Origin of the sequence: Winslowiella arboricola (assembly GCF_025527015.1) — a bacterium.
GTDB lineage: Bacteria > Pseudomonadota > Gammaproteobacteria > Enterobacterales > Enterobacteriaceae > Erwinia > Erwinia arboricola.
The window spans coordinates 60061-77662 of sequence record NZ_JAODIM010000038.1 but is presented as its reverse complement, the minus strand read 5'-3'; the positions used below and the strand labels follow the sequence as shown (position 1 = coordinate 77662).

Annotated in this window: 18 protein-coding genes; 12 read left to right on the top strand and 6 right to left on the bottom strand. The window is 53.6% G+C overall.

Translation table 11 applies throughout. The annotated features are described in order from the left end of the window. The first annotated feature begins 46 nt into the window (after positions 1-46). The 5 genes from N5923_RS06270 to hisP all read left to right on the top strand — a co-directional run bounded on the left by N5923_RS06270 (position 47) and on the right by hisP (position 4038). Positions 47-616 carry a UbiX family flavin prenyltransferase gene (locus N5923_RS06270; protein WP_267142168.1) on the top strand — a complete coding sequence of 190 codons (570 nt, stop codon included), beginning with the start codon at positions 47-49 and terminating at the stop codon, positions 614-616. 276 nt (positions 617-892) lie between these two features. Then, the gene (gene hisJ, locus N5923_RS06265; protein WP_267142167.1) at positions 893-1675 is read left to right on the top strand and encodes a histidine ABC transporter substrate-binding protein HisJ; all 783 of its coding nucleotides are present in this window, start codon (positions 893-895) and stop codon (positions 1673-1675) included. Between the two features lie 177 nt (positions 1676-1852). Further along, positions 1853-2539, top strand: a complete 687-nt coding sequence (locus tag N5923_RS06260; RefSeq protein ID WP_267142166.1) for a histidine ABC transporter permease HisQ — start codon at positions 1853-1855, stop codon at positions 2537-2539. Beyond that, a complete protein-coding gene (locus tag N5923_RS06255) occupies positions 2536-3252 on the top strand; it encodes an ABC transporter permease (protein WP_267142165.1) in 717 nt (238 codons plus the stop codon). Before N5923_RS06260 ends, N5923_RS06255 begins: the two co-directional genes overlap by 4 nt. A gap of 12 nt (positions 3253-3264) precedes the next feature. Next, positions 3265-4038, top strand: coding sequence for a histidine ABC transporter ATP-binding protein HisP (hisP, locus tag N5923_RS06250; RefSeq protein WP_267142164.1), 774 nt, complete (start codon positions 3265-3267; stop codon positions 4036-4038). A gap of 74 nt (positions 4039-4112) precedes the next feature. Here hisP and N5923_RS06245 read toward each other — a convergent pair whose 3' ends face one another. Together N5923_RS06245 and yfcG are read right to left on the bottom strand one after the other, a co-directional pair. Then, positions 4113-5006, bottom strand: a complete 894-nt coding sequence (locus N5923_RS06245; protein ID WP_267142163.1) for a TIGR01777 family oxidoreductase — start codon at positions 5004-5006, stop codon at positions 4113-4115. A gap of 88 nt (positions 5007-5094) precedes the next feature. Continuing rightward, positions 5095-5721, bottom strand: coding sequence for a GSH-dependent disulfide bond oxidoreductase (gene yfcG / locus N5923_RS06240; protein ID WP_267142162.1), 627 nt, complete (start codon positions 5719-5721; stop codon positions 5095-5097). A gap of 195 nt (positions 5722-5916) precedes the next feature. Here yfcG and yfcF point away from each other — a divergent pair, with 195 nt between their 5' ends. From yfcF to N5923_RS06225, 3 genes are all read left to right on the top strand, one after another. Continuing rightward, the gene (yfcF, locus tag N5923_RS06235; RefSeq protein ID WP_267142161.1) at positions 5917-6558 is read left to right on the top strand and encodes a glutathione transferase; all 642 of its coding nucleotides are present in this window, start codon (positions 5917-5919) and stop codon (positions 6556-6558) included. A gap of 100 nt (positions 6559-6658) precedes the next feature. Beyond that, positions 6659-7180, top strand: coding sequence for an NUDIX hydrolase YfcD (gene yfcD, locus N5923_RS06230; protein ID WP_267142160.1), 522 nt, complete (start codon positions 6659-6661; stop codon positions 7178-7180). 521 nt (positions 7181-7701) lie between these two features. Then, positions 7702-7887: a hypothetical protein gene (locus N5923_RS06225; RefSeq protein WP_267142159.1), complete on the top strand. Its 186-nt coding sequence runs from the start codon at positions 7702-7704 to the stop codon at positions 7885-7887. Between the two features lie 63 nt (positions 7888-7950). On the opposite strand, the gene pta is transcribed toward N5923_RS06225, so the two are convergent. Beyond that, positions 7951-10080, bottom strand: a complete 2130-nt coding sequence (gene pta, locus N5923_RS06220; RefSeq protein ID WP_456119817.1) for a phosphate acetyltransferase — start codon at positions 10078-10080, stop codon at positions 7951-7953. A gap of 84 nt (positions 10081-10164) precedes the next feature. Continuing rightward, entirely contained in the window at positions 10165-11367 is a 1203-nt protein-coding gene (gene ackA / locus N5923_RS06215) for an acetate kinase (protein WP_267142157.1), read from the bottom strand. 340 nt (positions 11368-11707) lie between these two features. Between ackA and yfbV the strand changes: the two genes are divergently transcribed. The 4 genes from yfbV to N5923_RS06195 all read left to right on the top strand — a co-directional run bounded on the left by yfbV (position 11708) and on the right by N5923_RS06195 (position 15393). Beyond that, positions 11708-12160 (top strand): terminus macrodomain insulation protein YfbV, encoded by a 453-nt coding sequence (yfbV, locus tag N5923_RS06210; protein ID WP_267142156.1) that lies wholly within the window; start codon positions 11708-11710, stop codon positions 12158-12160. Between the two features lie 153 nt (positions 12161-12313). Continuing rightward, positions 12314-12808, top strand: a complete 495-nt coding sequence (locus tag N5923_RS06205; protein ID WP_267142155.1) for a YfbU family protein — start codon at positions 12314-12316, stop codon at positions 12806-12808. Between the two features lie 13 nt (positions 12809-12821). Then, a complete protein-coding gene (locus N5923_RS06200; RefSeq protein WP_267142154.1) occupies positions 12822-13481 on the top strand; it encodes a sugar phosphatase in 660 nt (219 codons plus the stop codon). A gap of 76 nt (positions 13482-13557) precedes the next feature. Continuing rightward, on the top strand, positions 13558-15393 hold the full coding sequence (locus N5923_RS06195) for an SLC13 family permease (RefSeq protein ID WP_407704398.1): 1836 nt from the start codon (positions 13558-13560) through the stop codon (positions 15391-15393). On the opposite strand, the gene yfbR is transcribed toward N5923_RS06195, so the two are convergent. Together yfbR and N5923_RS06185 are read right to left on the bottom strand one after the other, a co-directional pair. Continuing rightward, complete coding sequence (gene yfbR, locus N5923_RS06190) at positions 15356-16000, bottom strand: 5'-deoxynucleotidase (RefSeq protein WP_267145225.1); 645 nt, start codon at positions 15998-16000, stop codon at positions 15356-15358. The two genes, N5923_RS06195 and yfbR, sit on opposite strands and share 38 nt — an antisense overlap. A 98-nt stretch (positions 16001-16098) precedes the next feature. Further along, positions 16099-17316 carry a pyridoxal phosphate-dependent aminotransferase gene (locus N5923_RS06185; protein WP_017803421.1) on the bottom strand — a complete coding sequence of 406 codons (1218 nt, stop codon included), beginning with the start codon at positions 17314-17316 and terminating at the stop codon, positions 16099-16101. Between the last annotated feature and the right edge of the window lie 286 nt (positions 17317-17602).

The following is a 17602-nucleotide window of genomic DNA, read 5'->3' as shown; positions in this document are numbered from 1 at the left end:
GCTAAACTGAACCGAAAATGGCTTTCCTGGAATACAAGGCAATACTATGAAACGACTCATTATTGGCATTTCCGGCGCCAGCGGAGTGATTTATGGCGTGCGCATGTTGCAGATCCTGCAGCAGGTTACGGAGGTGGAAACCCATCTGGTGATGAGTCAGGCGGCGCGGCAGACGCTGGCGCTGGAAAGCGACTATTCGGTGCGTGATGTGCAGGCGCTGGCTGATGTGGTGCACGATGTGCGTGATATTGCCGCTACGATTTCCTCAGGCTCGTTTAAAACCGATGGCATGATGATCCTGCCCTGTTCGATAAAAACCCTCTCTGGCATCGTCCACAGCTATACCGACGGCTTACTGACGCGTGCGGCGGATGTGGTGCTAAAAGAGCGCCGTCGCCTGGTGTTGTGCGTACGTGAAACGCCACTGCATCTTGGCCATTTACGCCTGATGACCAGCGCGGCAGAGCTGGGTGCGATTATTATGCCGCCGGTGCCGGCGTTTTATCACCGGCCGGACAACGTGCAGCAGATTATTGACCAGACGCTGAACCGGGTGCTCGATCAGTTCGATATTTCCCTGCCGCAGGATCTGTTTACGCGATGGCAGGGTGCATAGTGGTGCAACACCTGCATCATTTCAGTGCACTATTTTGGACTGGATCACTTTTCGTGCATCGCATGCACCAAAATGCAACATAATACCCTTTTCATGATTACAACCCTGTTATATTTTCCTCCACATACTAAGCGTTTGAGCCATTTTCTGGCGTTACGCTGAGTCGAACCTCTTTGTCCCGCGGCAAGCCACAGAACTGGCATGAAATCTGCAAAACAAAGAGCGCAAACACATCACGTAAACCATAACAAAAAGCACTTTACTTGAGGGTAATCTATGAAAAAGCAGGTCCTGGCTCTTTCTCTGTTGCTGGCCTTCTCCAGCGCAAGCAGTGTTTTCGCTGCCGTGCCAAAAAATCTGCGTATCGGAACCGATCCGACCTACGCGCCGTTTGAATCCAAAAACGCGCAGGGTCAGCTGGTTGGTTTTGACATCGATCTGGCCAACGAGATTTGCAAACGCATTGCAACCAAATGTACTTATGTCGAAAGTGACTTTGACGCGCTGATCCCGTCGCTGAAAGCGAAAAAGATTGATGCGATTATCTCTTCACTGTCGATTACCGAAAAGCGTCTGCAGGAGATCGCCTTCTCTGAGAAGTTGTATGCCGCTAATTCACGCCTGATTGCGCCGAAAGGTTCGCCAATTCAGCCGACCATCGAGTCGCTGAAGGGCAAAAATGTCGGCCTGTTGCAGGGCACCACCCAGGAAACCTACGCCAATCAGAACTGGCGTCCAAAAGGGATTACTGTCACCCCTTACGCTAACCAGGATCTGGTGTATCAGGATCTGACCGCCGGTCGTATTGACGCTGCATTCCAGGATGAAGTCGCTGCCAGCGAAGGCTTCCTGAAACAACCGGTGGGTAAAGACTATGCGTTTGCCGGCCCGGCGGTGAAAGATAACGCGATCTTTGGCGTCGGCACCGGTATGGGCATGCGTAAAGATGACACCGAACTGAAAGCAGCAATCGACAAAGCCTTTGCTGAGATGCGCGCCGATGGTACTTACGACAAACTGGCGAAGAAGTATTTTGATTTTGATGTATATGGTGGCTAAGTAACACCTGTCGTCAGGGCATGCCGTCCAGACTCGGTGATACTGCGTTGAAAACTCACTCAAAATGCTCATTTGCTGTAGCAAACTGCGCTTTTTCGTGAGTTTCCGCCTTGTCTCACCGTCGCCTGAATCGGTATGCCCCCTGTATCTTCGACTTAATACGACAGGATCAACTCCATGCTGTATGGCTATTCCGAAGTAATATTAAAAGGCGCAGCGGTAACGCTGGAGCTGGCACTCAGTTCGTTGCTGATTGCCGTGGTGCTGGGACTGATTGGCGCAGGCGCCAAACTGTCGAAAAACCGCCTGGTTGCACTGATTTTTGAAGGCTACACCACGCTGATCCGCGGTGTCCCCGATCTGGTACTGATGCTGCTGATCTTTTACGGTTTGCAGATCGCCCTCAACCAACTCACCGATGCGTTAGGTCTGTCGCAGTTTGATATCGACCCGATGGTGGCCGGTATTATTACCCTTGGCTTTATCTATGGTGCTTATTTTACCGAGACCTTCCGTGGCGCTTACCTGGCGGTGCCGAGAGGGCAGATCGAAGCGGCGACCGCGTTTGGCTTCACCGGCTCACAAGTGTTCCGGCGCATTCTGTTTCCGGGCATGATGCGTTTTGCGCTGCCGGGCATTGGTAATAACTGGCAGGTGATCCTGAAAGCAACGGCGCTGGTGTCGTTACTCGGCCTTGAAGATGTGGTTAAAGCCACGCAGCTGGCGGGGAAAAGCACCTGGCAGCCGTTTTATTTTGCGATTGTCGCCGGGGTGATTTATCTGGTGTTTACCACGCTGTCTAACGGCGTGCTGTGGTGGCTTGAACGTCGCTACACGGTGGGTGTAAGAAGGGCTGAGTTATGATCGAGATTATCAATGAGTACTGGAAAGCTCTGCTATGGACCGACGGTTACCGTTTTACCGGCGTCGCCATTACCCTGTGGTTGCTGATTATCTCGGTGGTGCTGGGCGGCTGTCTGGCGGTATTGCTGGCGATTGCCCGTGTGTCGTCCAGGCGCGCGGTGCAATTTCCGGTATGGCTGTTTACCTATGTGTTCCGCGGCACCCCGCTGTATGTGCAGTTGCTGGTGTTCTATTCCGGTATGTATACGCTGGAAGTGGTGAAGGGCACCGAGCTGCTCAACGCTTTTTTCCGTAGCGGCCTGAACTGTACGCTGCTGGCGCTGACGTTAAACACCTGCGCCTATACCACGGAGATTTTTGCCGGGGCGATCCGCTCGGTGCCGCACGGTGAAATCGAAGCGGCGCGCGCTTACGGTTTCTCAACCTTTAAGCTCTATCGTTGCATTATTTTGCCTTCCGCGCTGCGTACCGCGCTGCCGGCTTACAGTAACGAAGTGATTCTGATGCTGCACTCCACCGCACTGGCGTTTACCGCCACCGTGCCGGACTTGCTGAAAGTCGCGCGCGATATCAACTCGGCGACCTATCAGCCGTTTACCGCCTTTGGTATTGCCGCCGTGCTGTATCTGATTATCTCTTATGTGTTAATCAGCCTGTTCCGCCTGGCGGAAAAGCGCTGGCTGGCGCATGTTAAACCCTCATCGACCCATTGAGTAAGTATCACTATGGCCGAAAATAAATTACAGGTAACTGAACTCCATAAACGTTATGGGGAACATGAGGTGCTGAAGGGCGTTTCGTTGCAGGCGCAGGCCGGTGACGTCATCAGTATTATTGGTTCATCAGGATCCGGGAAAAGTACCTTTTTACGCTGCATTAACTTCCTCGAAAAGCCGAGTGAAGGCACCATTGCGGTGAACAATCAGATGATCACGTTGGTGCGCGACACCGATGGTCAGCTGAAAGTCTCCAATAAAGAGCAGCTGCGGATGCTGCGTACCCGTCTGACGATGGTGTTTCAGCACTTCAATCTCTGGAGCCATATGACGGTGCTGGAGAATGTGATGGAAGCGCCGATCCAGGTGCTGGGACTGAGCAAGCAGGAAGCGCTGGATCGTGCTATTCGCTATCTCGATAAGGTCGGCATTGACGAGCGCGCGCGTGGCAAATATCCGGCGCACCTTTCAGGTGGACAGCAGCAGCGTGTCTCGATTGCGCGTGCGCTGGCGATGGAGCCTGAAGTGCTGCTGTTTGATGAGCCGACCTCAGCACTGGATCCGGAGCTGGTGGGTGAAGTGCTGCGCATCATGCAGAAACTGGCGGAAGAGGGCAAAACCATGGTGGTGGTGACCCACGAAATGGAGTTTGCACGCCATGTTTCCAGCCATGTGATTTTCCTGCATCAGGGCAAAATCGAAGAGGAAGGCCCGCCGGATGAGGTGTTTAATAATCCGCAGAGTCCCCGTCTGCAGCAGTTCTTATCTGGCGCACTAAAATAATCCTGTGACACTATTCTGATCCCCCTCTCATCAAATGGGAGGGGGTGAGGGGGAGGGAGCAGTATATGCCTGCCCTAAATCACATCGGCTAATGCCCGATCCAGCTCAAACCAGCGAAAACCAAATCCCGACTCCTCCAGCCGCTTCGGCAGCACATGCTGACCACCCAATACCAGCACCGCAGATTCACCCATCATCAGTTTAATTGCGCTGGCCGGCGTGCGCATAAAGGCCGGGCGGTGCATCACATGGCCGAGGGTGGCGGCAAATTGTTCGTTGCGCACCGCATACGGCGAAACCATATTGAACGGGCCGCGCAGTTGCGGATTATCCAGTAACCAGAGAATGGCGTTGAGCATATCGTCGAGATGGATCCACGGCATATACTGCTTGCCGCTGCCGAGCGGGCCGCCAATGCCGAGCTTAAACGGCAGCTTCATTTTCGCCAGCGCGCCGCCATGCTTTGCCAGCACCACGCCGGTGCGCAGCAGGCAGACGCGGGTGCGTTCACTCTCTGCGCTTAATGCCAGCTCTTCCCAGCGCGCGCAGAGCTGATGGGTAAACTCATCATGCCCCGGATCGTCCTCCGTCAGCACCAGTTCGCCGGTATCGCCATAAAACCCGGTGGCGGAACCGGAGATCAGCACTGACGGCGGCTGACTGCTGGCCTTAATCAGCGCCGCCAGCCGCTCGGTGATCTGCCAGCGGCTCTCACACATCAACCGCTTCTGTGGTTCACTCCAGCGCTTATCGGCGATCGGCTCGCCTGCCAGATTAATAACCGCATCGATGCCATTAAGATCCTGCTGCTGCGCCAGACCCGACCACAGCGTCACCGCCGGATCGAGCTTCGCCCGCGCAGCGGCCACATCGCGGGTTACCACGCTGACCTGATGGCCAGACTGCAACAGACGCGGTATCAGATGACTGCCGATTAATCCGGTACCGCCAGTAAGTAAAATATGCATGCTGAATATCCTTATGCGTTGTTTGACAGCATGTTTTCAGCATAGAAGAGAACCGCCAGAAGAGTGTGATATTCGTCAGAGATGATTCTCAAACATGGGCGAGTGCCAGTGCGCGCTGCGTAGCCGGACGGATGCGAATACGCTCGAACCAGTTGCGAACCGCCGTATAATCCGCCAGATTGATGCGCTGACGCTCATGGGAGTTGACCCATGGCCAGATGGCCATATCCGCGATGCTGTAATGTTCACCGGCGATCCACGGCTTTTTCTCCAGCTGGCTGTTCAGTACGCCATACAGGCGCTGTGTCTCAACCTGGAAGCGTTCAATCGCGTAAGGTACCGGTTGTGGCGCGAAATGGTTGAAATGGTGATTCTGACCGAGCATCGGGCCAAAGCCGCCCATCTGCCAGAATAACCACTGCAGGGTGGCGGTGCGCTCGCGCAGTTCTGCGCTGAGGAACTTGCCGCTCTTTTCGGCGAGATAGAGCAAAATCGCGCCGGATTCAAACAGGTTAACCGGTGCGCCGCCATCCACTGGCTGATGATCGACAATCGCCGGTATCTTATTGTTCGGGGCGATAGCCAGAAACTCGGGCGTAAACTGCTCGCCTTTGCCGATGTTCACCCGATGAAGCTGGTAAGGCAGGCCTGCCTCTTCAAGAAAAAGCGTGATTTTGTGGCCATTAGGTGTGCCGGCATAATAGAGGTCAATCATATTCACTCCGAATAAAATCAGGCGTTAACGGTTCTTTCTTCAGCAATATAGAGGAATTAACCCCAGGTTAAAAGGCGCGTTTGTGCTGGTTGCAACCGATGAAAACTCACCCAGATGCTGATTGCCTTCCGGGCTAAAACTCGGTAAACAGGTGTTACCAATGCGGCAGTCATCAGTCAGTGTAAAGGAAGCGAAATGGATCATCCGAATATTACCCTGTGGTCAGATGCCAGTTTCTTTAGTCCCTATGTTATGTCGGTGTATGTGGCCTTAACTGAGAAGGGGATCCCCTTTTCCCTGCAAGCTGTCGATCTGGCGGCTGGCGAACATCTGGGCAGTGGTTACCGTGAGATCTCGCTGACCGCTCGTGTGCCGACCCTGCAGCTGGACAACTTCCTGCTCAGTGAGTCCTCGGCGATTGAAGAGTTTCTGGAGGAGCGTTTTCCGGCGCCGGAGTATGATCGTCTCTATCCGCGTGATGCTGAGAAGCGGGCGCGGGCGCGTGAGATTCAGGCGTGGTTACGCAGCGATTTGCTGGCGCTGCGTGCTGAACGCCCGACCGAAGTGCTGTTTGCCGGCGAAAAGTTTGCACCGCTTTCCGCTGCGGGCAGCCAGGCGGCACAAAAATTGATTGCTGTCGCCGGGCGTCTGCTGGTGGACGGACAACAGAATCTGTTTGGCGAATGGTCTATCGCCGACACCGATTTAGCGATTATGATCAACCGCCTGGCGCTGCATGGCGACGCTTTACCTGAAAAGCTGACCGACTACGCCTTTTTTCAGTGGCAACGTGCTTCGGTGCAGTTGTGGTTAGCGGAATCGGGCAAAACACGTTAACTCAGTACATCGCATATTGCGTCAGGAAAGATTAGCCATTATTTTAGGCGGTTGCGACAACGATACGCGCAACAATGCGCAGAACAGAAAAGGGTTACTGATGGTGGAGCAAAGTCAGGCTGCCGGAACAGAGTGGGTCGATATCGTTAACGAAGATAACGAGGTTATTGCCCAGTCAAGTCGGGCTCAGATGCGTGCACAATGTTTGCGTCATCGTGCGACCTACATCGTGGTTCACGATGGTATGGGTAAAATACTGGTGCAGCGCCGTACCGAAAGCAAAGATTTTATGCCGGGAATGCTGGATGCCACCGCTGGCGGTGTGGTACAGAGTGGCGAAGTGCTGCTGGAGTCTGCACGCCGTGAAGCGGAAGAGGAGCTTGGCATTGCCGATGTGCCTTTTGCCGAGCATGGTCTGTTCTATTTCGAAGACAGCCATTGTCGCGTCTGGGGCGGGTTATTTAGTTGTGTTTCCCATGGCCCGTTTGCAATGCAGGAAGAGGAAGTGGAAGAGATTTTCTGGATGACGCCGGAAGAGATTACCAGCCGCTGTGATGAATTTACCCCGGATTCACTGAAAGCGCTCGCATTATGGCTCAGCCGTAATAAAGAGCAAAACTAATAATGCATACTTTATCCCTCCGGCGGAGGGATAAAGTTGGGCAATATCATTATCCTGAATAGTGTTAATCAAATTACGCCTTTCCTTTCGCTCAATCGTTTATCAACAATACGCTTTTTAAAATAATCAGATATTGCCAGCGCTAACAGGCAGGATTAAGGTTGTTTGGTAGGGGGTGTGGAATTAGCGATATTTAATATTATAGGGATGATAAATATGACACAGAAAATTATCGGCCTGTCTTTGATGTTAATGGCAGGCGTAACCAGCCTCAGCAGTGCTTACGCATGTAATCTTACCTGGCCTTACTCTGCAGATTACTGCCACGAACACTGTAAGTATAATAAGTCAGATATGTCCCGCTTTATTTGTGAACTGGGTAATAAACCCGTTACGCACTGATTTAAATCCGATGTAAGGCTTGCCTTGCATCGGTTTTTTCTGTGAGCGCTTTATATGTCGTTAATAATAATGATGAGTGTTTTGTTATTTAATTTTCACATCAGCCAAGGAGAAACAGTATGAACAGAAAAATAATTGCACTAGCTCTGTTTGGCATCAGTGGATGGGCAAGTACCGGCAATGCGTTTGCCTGTATGATTTTACCGCCAATTGCTGCTGAAATCTGTATTAAACTTTGTGACAATATGCCTGACCCGGTGGCGAAAGCTATGTGTAAGTTAGGGCAGAGCGATCATAAAGCGTAAGTAAGCCAGGGCAGGAATGACTGATAAAACCGCCTGCGGCGCCGCAGGCGGTTTTTTTACACCTTAGCCTTCAGCCTGGGCAGACTGAATCGCCGTCAGGGCGATGGTATAGACGATATCGTCAACCAGCGCACCGCGTGACAGATCGTTGACCGGTTTGCGCATACCTTGCAACATCGGACCAATTGAGATCAGATCCGCTGAGCGCTGCACCGCTTTATAGGTGGTGTTACCGGTGTTGAGATCCGGGAAGATAAACACTGTCGCACGACCGGCAACCGGTGAGTCTGGCGCTTTTGATTTGGCGACATCCGCCATAATCGCCGCGTCATACTGCAACGGACCGTCAATGACCAGGTCAGGACGTTTTTCCTGCGCGATACGCGTGGCTTCACGCACTTTTTCCACATCGCTACCGGCGCCTGAGGTACCGGTGGAGTAAGAGATCATCGCCACGCGTGGATCGATACCAAATGCCGCGGCGGAATCAGCCGACTGGATCGCGATCTCGGCCAGCTGTTCAGACGTCGGATCCGGGTTGATGGCGCAGTCGCCATATACCAGAACCTGTTCCGGCAGCAGCATAAAGAACACAGAAGAGACCAGTGAACTGTTTGGTGCGGTTTTGATCAGCTGCAGTGGTGGACGGATGGTGTTGGCAGTGGTGTGGATGGCGCCAGACACCAGGCCATCAACTTCGCTCTGCTCCAGCATCAGGGTGCCGAGCACCACGTTATCTTCCAGCTGCTCACGGGCAACCACTTCGGTCATCCCTTTGCTCTTACGCAGCTCGACCAGGCGGGCAACGTAATTTTCACGCACCACTTCCGGATCGACGATATCAATGCCGACACCCAGCTCAACACCCTGCAGGGTGGCGACACGCTGAATTTCTTCCGGGTTACCCAGCAGCACGCAGTGGGCGATACCTCGCTCCGCACAGATCGCGGCGGCTTTCACCGTACGCGGCTCTTCACCTTCCGGCAGCACGATACGTTTACCGGCTTTACGCGCCAGCTCGGTCAGCTGGTAGCGGAAGGCTGGCGGCGACAGGCGGCGGCTGCGCTCGGAAGCGGCGGTCAGTGATTCGATCCAGTCGGCATCGATATGGCTGGCAACATACTCCTGCACGCGCTCAATACGCTGGGTGTCGTCGCTTGGCACTTCCAGATTAAAGCTTTGCAGGCTCAGTGAGGTCTGCCAGGTATTGGTATTGACCATAAATACCGGTAAACCGGTCTGGAACGCGCGCTCACAGAGTTTATTAATACGGTCGTCAATTTCATAACCGCCGGTCAGCAGAATCGCGCCAATCTCCACACCGTTCATCGCCGCCAGACAGGCGGCAACCAGCACGTCAGGACGATCCGCAGATGTCACCAGCAGTGAACCCGGGCGGAAATGTTCCAGCATATGCGGAATACTACGTGCGCAGAAGGTGACGGATTTCACGCGGCGGGTATTGATATCCCCTTCATTGATAATGCGCGCATTCAGATGGCGGCACATATCGATGGCGCGGGTGGCAATCAGCTCAAAGCTCCATGGCACGCAGCCGAGGATCGGCAGCGGGCTGTTGGCGAACAGCTGCTTAGGATCGATATTGGCGACGCTGGCTTTATTGGAGTCATCAAAAATTTCTGACAGGTCAGGACGGGTACGACCCTGCTCGTCGACCGGAGCATTCAGTTTGTTGATGATTACGCCGGTGATACTTTTGTTTTTGCTGCCGCCGAAGCTGCTTTGCGTCAGTTCGATACGCTCTTTCAGCTGCGCAGGCGAATCGTTGCCCAGTGCGGTGACAAACACAATTTCCGCATTCAGGGTTTTGGCGATTTCATAGTTCAGCGCGCTGGCGAACTGATGTTTGCGCGTTGGCACTAAACCTTCAACCAGCACCACTTCCGCATCTTTAGTATTTTCATGATAGCGGGCAATGATCTCTTCCATCAGCACGTCTTGCTGGTTAGAACCCAGCAGGGATTCCACGCGTGACATCTGCAGCGGTTCGGCTGCCGGGATAGAGGAGTTGCGGCGGATAATGGTGGTGGTCTGGTCTGGGGCATTGCCACCGGTGCGCGGCTGCGCGATAGGTTTAAAGACGCTGAGACGAACGCCTTTACGTTCCATAGCTCGGATAACGCCAAGGCTGACGCTGGTCAGGCCGACGCTGGTGCCGGTTGGAATCAACATAATAGTACGTGACACGGTTAACCTCTCAGGTGTTGCGTGGTGTTCAAAACAACTCCGTCAGCCTGGGCTGACGGAGGAGAAGCATTAAGCAGTCAGACGCGCGGCGTCCTGGGCGATGACCAACTCTTCGTTGGTTGGGATCACCACCGCCGGGCGGGTGCCCTCTTTATTGATAAAGCCGGATTTGCCAAAGCGTGCGGCCAGGTTACGTTCATGATCGACGTCGAAGCCCAGCAGCGCCAGTTTCGCCAGTGACAGCTCACGCACCATCGCGGCGTTCTCACCAATACCACCGGTAAACACTACCGCATCAAGACGGCCTTCCATCAGTGCGCTATAAGAGCCGATATATTTTGCCAGACGGTGGCAGAATACGTCCATCGCACGTCTGGCGTCTTCTTTTGTGGTGTAGTTATCTTCGACATAGCGGCAGTCGCTGGTAACTTCGGTCAGACCCAGCAAGCCAGACTCTTTGGTCAGCAGCTTGTTGATCGCATCAACGCTCATACCCAGCGTATCGTGCAGGAAGAAGATAATCGCCGGATCGATATCGCCACTGCGGGTACCCATTACCAGACCTTCCAGCGGCGTCAGACCCATTGAGGTATCAACACAGACGCCGTTGCGAATGGCAGAAACGGAACCGCCGTTGCCAAGGTGGCAGGTGATCACGTTCAGCTCTTCAATCGGTTTGTTGAGCATTTTGGCTGCTTCGTGTGACACATAGAAGTGGCTGGTGCCGTGTGCGCCGTAGCGACGTACGCCATGTTCTTTGTATAGTTTGTATGGCAGGGCGTAAAGGTACGACTCTTCCGGCATAGTCTGATGGAAAGCCGTATCAAAAACTGCGACATTCTTATCGGAGAGGTGCGGGAAGTTTTTCATCGCTTCGTCGATACCGATCAGATGCGCCGGGTTGTGCAGCGGTGCAAAAGAAGAAGCGTCTTTGATGCCCTGAACCACGGCGTCAGTAATCACTACCGATTGTGTCAGTTTTTCGCCACCGTGAACGATGCGATGACCGATTGCAGCGATTTGTGCAGAAAGCTCAGGTTTTTGTGCCAGAATAGTTTTAACCATGAAGTTGAGTGCTTCACTATGTGCTGCACCCGCTCCCAGAGCCGCTTCTTGTTTAGCGCCGTCCATTTTCCACTTGATACGTGCTTCAGGCAGGTGGAAACATTCGGCAAGGCCAGACAGATATTCTTCGCCGTCTGCCGGGTTGAGAATAGCAAATTTCAGGGATGAACTACCGCAGTTCAGAACCAGTACTAACTTACTCGACATGGAAGTACCTATTGATTAAAAGTGGCTAAAATAAACTCGATCAGACTATCAGCGTAGCGCATGAAAGCTGGTAGATTAATGATTAAAATCATATTGACGGGAAAAGAGGGGCTGTCCCGTTAAAAAAACTTGGTGATTTTACAATTTTTTTTGAAATCGGGCTTAACTAATGATGGCTCTGCCATCTGCAGACATGGATTGCTCACTATCCAGGGTGCGAAAATTCGCGCTCAGAATACCTGACAGTCACTCTTAAAGACAAAATATTTTGAAGTGTGTAATGTAAAGTTGTTTGGTTACGTGATTTTTTTAAACTTTATCGATGAAGTTGAGGTTTGCCATGGCTAATCAATCCGAGTCCGTCAGTTGGTTCAAGGTGTTCCAGCTTGGGCAGCACTATATGAAAACATGGCCTGCCGATAAGCGCCTGGCGCCAATGTTTCCGGAAAACCGAGTCAGCCGGGCGACGCGCTTTGCGATTCGCTTTATGCCCGCGCTGGCGGTGTTTACCCTGACCTGGCAAATCGCGCTGGGCGGCCAGCTCGGTCCGGCAGTGGCGACTGCGCTGTTCGCCTGCACCCTGCCGATGCAGGGCTTATGGTGGTTAGGTAAACGTTCCGTCACGCCATTGCCGCCAGCTCTGCTGAACTGGTTCCATGAAGTGCGCAGCAAACTGCAGGAAGCCGGGCAGGCGATTGCGCCGGTCGAAGGCAAACCCACCTATCAGTCGCTGGCTGAAGTGCTGAAACGTGCTTTTAAGCAGCTCGACAAAACCTTTCTTGACGATCTTTGAGTTGCACCGGCGGTTTCCACCGTTAATTAAAGGTGGAAACCCCGTGCCAAATCAAAGAAGCATCGGCTTGCGATACCGCGTTTTTCTCCGTTGTGCGATCCTTGGTCATCTCTTTTATATTTACTACTGTCCGCGGTGACACAGGAGTTAAAAATGGAAATGACCAATGCTCAGCGTTTGATCCTCTCCAATCAGTACAAAATGATGACCATGCTCGATCCTGACAATGGTGAGCGCTATCGCCGCCAGCAGACAATAGTCGAGCGCGGTTACGGCTTGCAGATGCGTGAGCTGGATCGCGAGTTCGGTGAACTGAGCGAAGAGGTGTGTCGCACCATTATCAGTATTATGGAGATGCATCACGCGATGCATGTTTCCTGGACCAATCTGAAAGACAACAGCGGGCTGGAAGAGCGGCGTCTCGCTTTCCTCGGCTTTGATGCGGCGACCGAAGCCCGCTATCTCGGCTATGTGCGCTTTATGGTCAGTATCGAAGGGCGTTATACCCAATTTGATTCCGGCACCCATGGCTTTAACGCGCAAACCCCGATGTGGGAAAAATACCACCGTATGCTGACGGTATGGCAAACTTGTCCTCGTCAGTACCATCTGAGTGCGAACGAGATCGCGCAAATCATTAACGCCTGAGAAGGAAACGCAAGTGAAGTGTAAAGGTTTTCTGTTTGATTTAGACGGCACCCTGGTTGACTCATTACCTGCTGTCGAACGCGCATGGAGCAACTGGGGCAAAAGACACGGAATTGATGCCACAGAGATTCTGAATTTTATCCATGGTAAACAGGCGATTACCTCACTGCGTCACTTTATGGCTGGTGCGTCTGAAGACGAAATCCAGAAAGAGTTTCTGGCACTGGAAAAAATTGAAGCGGAAGATACCGACGGTATCGTCGCGCTGCCGGGTGCACAGCAGCTGCTGGCGACGCTGAATGAGCTGGCGATCCCGTGGGCGATTGTCACCTCGGGTTCAGTGCCGGTAGCCTCGGCGCGCCGCGCGGCTACCGGATTGCCGGAGCCGGAAGTGTTTGTTACCGCTGAGCGTGTGCTGCGTGGTAAACCGGAGCCGGATGCCTATCTGCTGGGTGCGCAACTGCTGGAACTGGAGCCGGAAGAGTGTGTGGTGGTGGAAGATGCCGGCGCCGGTATTCTCTCCGGTCTGGCCGCCGGCAGTCATGTGATTGCGGTGAACCCTCCGGCGAACGCGCCGCGTCTGGAAGATGTTGATATGGTGCTCGCGTCGCTGGAAGAGCTGATTATCAATAAAAATGCTGACGGCACGGTAGATGTCTACCGCAAGCACTAACCATGATTTAACCCCGCACCAGCGGGGTTAATTTTATGGCATCCTCTGCATAACCTCCCCCATGCAGAGATCGGAAGTGAATAACCAACTTATCTGGGTACTGGCGCTGTTAATCGTCACCATCATCCTGTTTGTCACCGGCAAGTTGCGGATGGATGTGGTGGCGCTGCTGGTGATCATTGTGTTTGTGCTGAGCGGCACCCTGACGCTGCAGGAAGCCACCGCCGGTTTTAGCGATCCCAATGTGATTCTGATTGCTGCGCTGTTTGTGATTGGCGAGGGGCTGGTGCGCACCGGCGTGGCATTGCAGATGGGGGAGTGGCTGGTAAAAATGGCGGGCAGCAGCGAAAGTAAAATGCTGATCCTGCTGATGCTTACCGTCTCCGGTCTGGGTGCGTTTATGAGTTCCACCGGCGTGGTGGCGATTTTTATCCCGGTGGTGCTGAGCGTGGCGGTGAAAATGGGCACCGCGCCAGGCCGCCTGATGATGCCGCTAAGCTTTGCTGGTTTAATTAGCGGCATGATGACGCTGGTGGCGACGCCGCCTAATCTGGTGGTGAACAGCGAACTGCAGCGCGAAGGTTTGCCAGGCTTTGGCTTTTTTGCCGTTACACCGATTGGCCTGGTGATTTTACTGCTGGGAGTGGCGTATATGCTGGTGGCGCGCTGGTGGCTGGTGCTGCCTTCGGAGCAGCATCAGCAAAGTGCCGCCCGCCATCGTCGCACTTTCCGTGACCTGATCCGTGATTACAAGCTTACCGGGCGCGCCCGCCGTTTGTCGATTCGTGTTGGCTCACCGCTGGTCGGGCATCGCCTCGACGATCTGCAGCTGCGTGAGCGCTACGGCGCCAACGTGGTGGGGCTGGAGCGCTGGCATAAATTCCGGCGGGTGATGGTGGCGGTCACCGGCAGCACTGAGTTCCGTGCGCGCGATGTGCTGCTGATTGATATGTCAGCGGCCGATATCGATCTGCGCGAGTTCTGCGGCGAACAGCTGCTGGAGCCGCTGGTGCTGCGCGGTGACTATTTTTCCGATCGCGCGCGCGATGTCGGCATGGCCGAAGTCTCGCTGATACCGGATTCGGAGTTGCCAGGCAAAACCTTGCGCGAACTGGCATTTCGCAGCCGTTATGGCGTCAGCGTGGTGGGGATTCGTCGTCGTGGTGAGGTGCTGGACGGTGCGCTGGTCGATGAAACGCTGGAACTGGGTGATATTTTGCTGGTGATTGGCGACTGGAAACTGATTATGCAGTTGCAGCAGCAGAAACGTGATTTTATTGTGCTGAATCTGCCTGCGGAAGTTGACGATATGGCGCCAGCCAGCAGTCAGGCGCCCCATGCGCTGTTCTGCCTGGCGCTGATGGTGGCGATGATGCTGACAGAGTCGATTCCCAATCCGATTGCCGCGCTGATTGCCTGTCTGCTGATGGGCCGCTTTCGCTGTATCGATATGGAGAGCGCGCTGCGAGCTATCCACTGGCCGGGGATTCTGTTGATTGTCGGCATGATGCCGTTTGCCATTGCGTTGCAGAAAACCGGCGGCGTGGCGCTAATCGTGCAGGGGTTGATGGAGTTTGCTGGCGGCAGCGGGCCGCATATTATGCTGATCTGTCTGTTTGTACTCTGCGCCACCATCGGGCTGTTTATCTCCAACACCGCCACGGCGGTACTGATGGCGCCCATTGGCATTGCCGCCGCGCATCAGATGGGGCTGTCGCCTTATCCGTTTACCATGATTATTGCCATCGCCGCATCAGCCGCCTTTATGACGCCGGTATCCTCGCCGGTCAATACGCTGGTGATGGCACCTGGTGGCTACCGTTTTAGCGATTTCGTTAAAATCGGCGTGCCTTTTACGCTGCTGGTGCTGGTGGTTAGCGTGTTGTTGGTACCGCTGCTGTTTCCGTTTTAATTAAGAACACGGGCGGCGTATCCTGGCTAATCTCATCCAGCGATAAGTTAAAGCTCGGCACAAACACCGAAATAAAATAGTCCATCTCCGGGCTGCGGCGCTGATCGAGGGTCTTTTCCAGACGAGCTTTAGCCTGACGGAACTCATTATTGCCCGCCGACAGCTCTTCCAGGCACTTCAGATAAGCGCAAAGGGCATCGGCCTGTTTAACCACGGCGGTCTCTTCCGGCGCATGCAGATGCTCATCCAGTAATGGACGAAACGCATCCTGCAGATCATCCGGCAGCATCTCAATCAGTTTTTGCTGCGCAATTTTCTCAATCTTTTTATATTCATGCGCAATCTGTGCATTGTAATACTTCACCGGGGTAGGCAGATCACCGGTTAATACTTCACTGGCATCGTGATACAGCGCCATCATGGCGATACGTTCAGCATTCAGCTGACCATCAAATTTCTGATTTTTAATCACGGCCAGTACATGGGCGACCATTGCCACCTGCAGACTGTGCTCAGAGACATTTTCGGTGCGCACATTACGCATCAGCGGCCAGCGGTTGATTAATTTCAGGCGGGAAAGGTGGGCGAAAAAGTGGCTTTGATTCATAAATATCTGTCCTGTTAAGCAGAAGGGCGGCGATAACGCCGCCCCTACAGGAATTTTCCACGGGGGCCGTTATCGGCTCCCGTCCCGTTGCAGACCGGTTACTGACGATAGCCTTCAAGGAAACGGCCAAACTTCCCGACAGCCATTTCCAGCTCATCCACGCGCGGCAGGGTGACAATACGCACATGATCCGGCCACGGCCAGTTAAATGCGCTGCCCTGCACCAGCAGGACTTTTTCCTGTAACAGGAAATCCAGCACCATTTTCTGGTCGTCATGAATGTTAAAACGCTTCGCATCGATGCGCGGGAACATATACAGCGCGCCCTGCGGTTTCACGCAGCTGACGCCCGGGATCTCATTAATCAGTTCCCAGGCGCGCTGACGCTGCTCATACAGACGGCCACCCGGCACGATAAACTCACTGATGCTCTGATAGCCGCCAAGTGCGGTCTGGATAGCGTGCTGCGCCGGCACGTTGGCGCACAGGCGCATCGACGCCAGCATCTCCAGCCCTTCAATATAGCCCTTAGCATGTTTTTTCGGTCCGTTTAGCACCATCCAGCCCTGACGGAAACCCGCTACGCGGTAGGTTTTCGACAATCCATTAAAAGTGATGGTGAGCAGATCCGGCGCCAGCGCAGCAATCGAATGATGCTGGGCCGCATCGTAAAGAATTTTGTCATAGATCTCGTCGGCGAAGATGATCAGATTATGCTGGCGTGCCAGCTCGACCACTTCCATCAGCAGCTCTTTGCTGTAGACCGCGCCGGTCGGGTTATTCGGGTTAATAATCACGATGCCGCGGGTGCGTGGCGTGATTTTGCTGCGGATATCGTCAAGATCCGGGAACCAGCCAGCTGACTCATCGCACAGGTAATGCACCGCTTTGCCGCTGGAAAGGGAGACCGCCGCAGTCCACAGCGGATAGTCAGGCGCCGGCACCAGCATTTCATCGCCGCTGTTCAGCAACGCCTGCATGGATTGCACAATCAGTTCCGACACGCCGTTACCGATATAGATATCTTCCACGGTAATCTCACGCATGCCGCGCGCCTGATAGTGTTGCATAATGGCTTTACGGGCGGAGTAGAGACCTTTCGAATCGCAATAACCCTGTGCGCTGGGCAGGTTACGGATCACATCGACCAGAATTTCATCGGGCGCTTCAAAGCCGAAAGGGGCCGGGTTGCCGATGTTGAGTTTTAAAACTTTGTTGCCTTCTTCTTCCAGACGTTTTGCTTCTTTTAACACCGGGCCGCGAATGTCGTAACAGACGTTATCCAGTTTACCTGATTTATCAATTTGAAAGTTCATCTACATCGCCTTAACTGGCAGAGCCGCGTTCCTGCCGTGGAAAATAACTCGCACAATTTACTCTTCTGTTCAGCGCTTTTGAAGGGCTGTATTCGGTTTTGGCGCGATAGTGATTTATTTATCAGCGCAGCGGTATGCTTCATTAGCCGCGGTGCATTGACTGGCGTAATACTCTGCTTGTTGCCCTATGGTCGATATTAGCTGCTGTCAGTCATTTTGTGCTGTAAAGCAGGCTATCCATAAATTTGTCGAGCTCAGCAATGTTTTTTTACTATTTTTGATAGAA

Excerpts from the sequence above, each read along its gene's own strand:
- yfcF (WP_267142161.1), top strand. The coding sequence starts at position 5,917 with ATGGATCATCCGAATATTACCCTGTGGTCAGATGCCAGTTTCTTTAGT.
- N5923_RS06225 (WP_267142159.1), top strand. The coding sequence starts at position 7,702 with ATGAACAGAAAAATAATTGCACTAGCTCTGTTTGGCATCAGTGGATGG.
- yfbV (WP_267142156.1), top strand. The coding sequence starts at position 11,708 with ATGGCTAATCAATCCGAGTCCGTCAGTTGGTTCAAGGTGTTCCAGCTT.
- N5923_RS06185 (WP_017803421.1), bottom strand. The coding sequence starts at position 17,316 with ATGAACTTTCAAATTGATAAATCAGGTAAACTGGATAACGTCTGTTAC.
- pta (WP_456119817.1), bottom strand. The coding sequence starts at position 10,080 with ATGTTGATTCCAACCGGCACCAGCGTCGGCCTGACCAGCGTCAGCCTT.
- hisP (WP_267142164.1), top strand. The coding sequence starts at position 3,265 with ATGGCCGAAAATAAATTACAGGTAACTGAACTCCATAAACGTTATGGG.
- N5923_RS06255 (WP_267142165.1), top strand. The coding sequence starts at position 2,536 with ATGATCGAGATTATCAATGAGTACTGGAAAGCTCTGCTATGGACCGAC.
- N5923_RS06270 (WP_267142168.1), top strand. The coding sequence starts at position 47 with ATGAAACGACTCATTATTGGCATTTCCGGCGCCAGCGGAGTGATTTAT.
- ackA (WP_267142157.1), bottom strand. The coding sequence starts at position 11,367 with ATGTCGAGTAAGTTAGTACTGGTTCTGAACTGCGGTAGTTCATCCCTG.
- yfcD (WP_267142160.1), top strand. The coding sequence starts at position 6,659 with ATGGTGGAGCAAAGTCAGGCTGCCGGAACAGAGTGGGTCGATATCGTT.
- N5923_RS06205 (WP_267142155.1), top strand. The coding sequence starts at position 12,314 with ATGGAAATGACCAATGCTCAGCGTTTGATCCTCTCCAATCAGTACAAA.
- hisJ (WP_267142167.1), top strand. The coding sequence starts at position 893 with ATGAAAAAGCAGGTCCTGGCTCTTTCTCTGTTGCTGGCCTTCTCCAGC.
- yfbR (WP_267145225.1), bottom strand. The coding sequence starts at position 16,000 with ATGAATCAAAGCCACTTTTTCGCCCACCTTTCCCGCCTGAAATTAATC.
- N5923_RS06245 (WP_267142163.1), bottom strand. The coding sequence starts at position 5,006 with ATGCATATTTTACTTACTGGCGGTACCGGATTAATCGGCAGTCATCTG.
- yfcG (WP_267142162.1), bottom strand. The coding sequence starts at position 5,721 with ATGATTGACCTCTATTATGCCGGCACACCTAATGGCCACAAAATCACG.
- N5923_RS06260 (WP_267142166.1), top strand. The coding sequence starts at position 1,853 with ATGCTGTATGGCTATTCCGAAGTAATATTAAAAGGCGCAGCGGTAACG.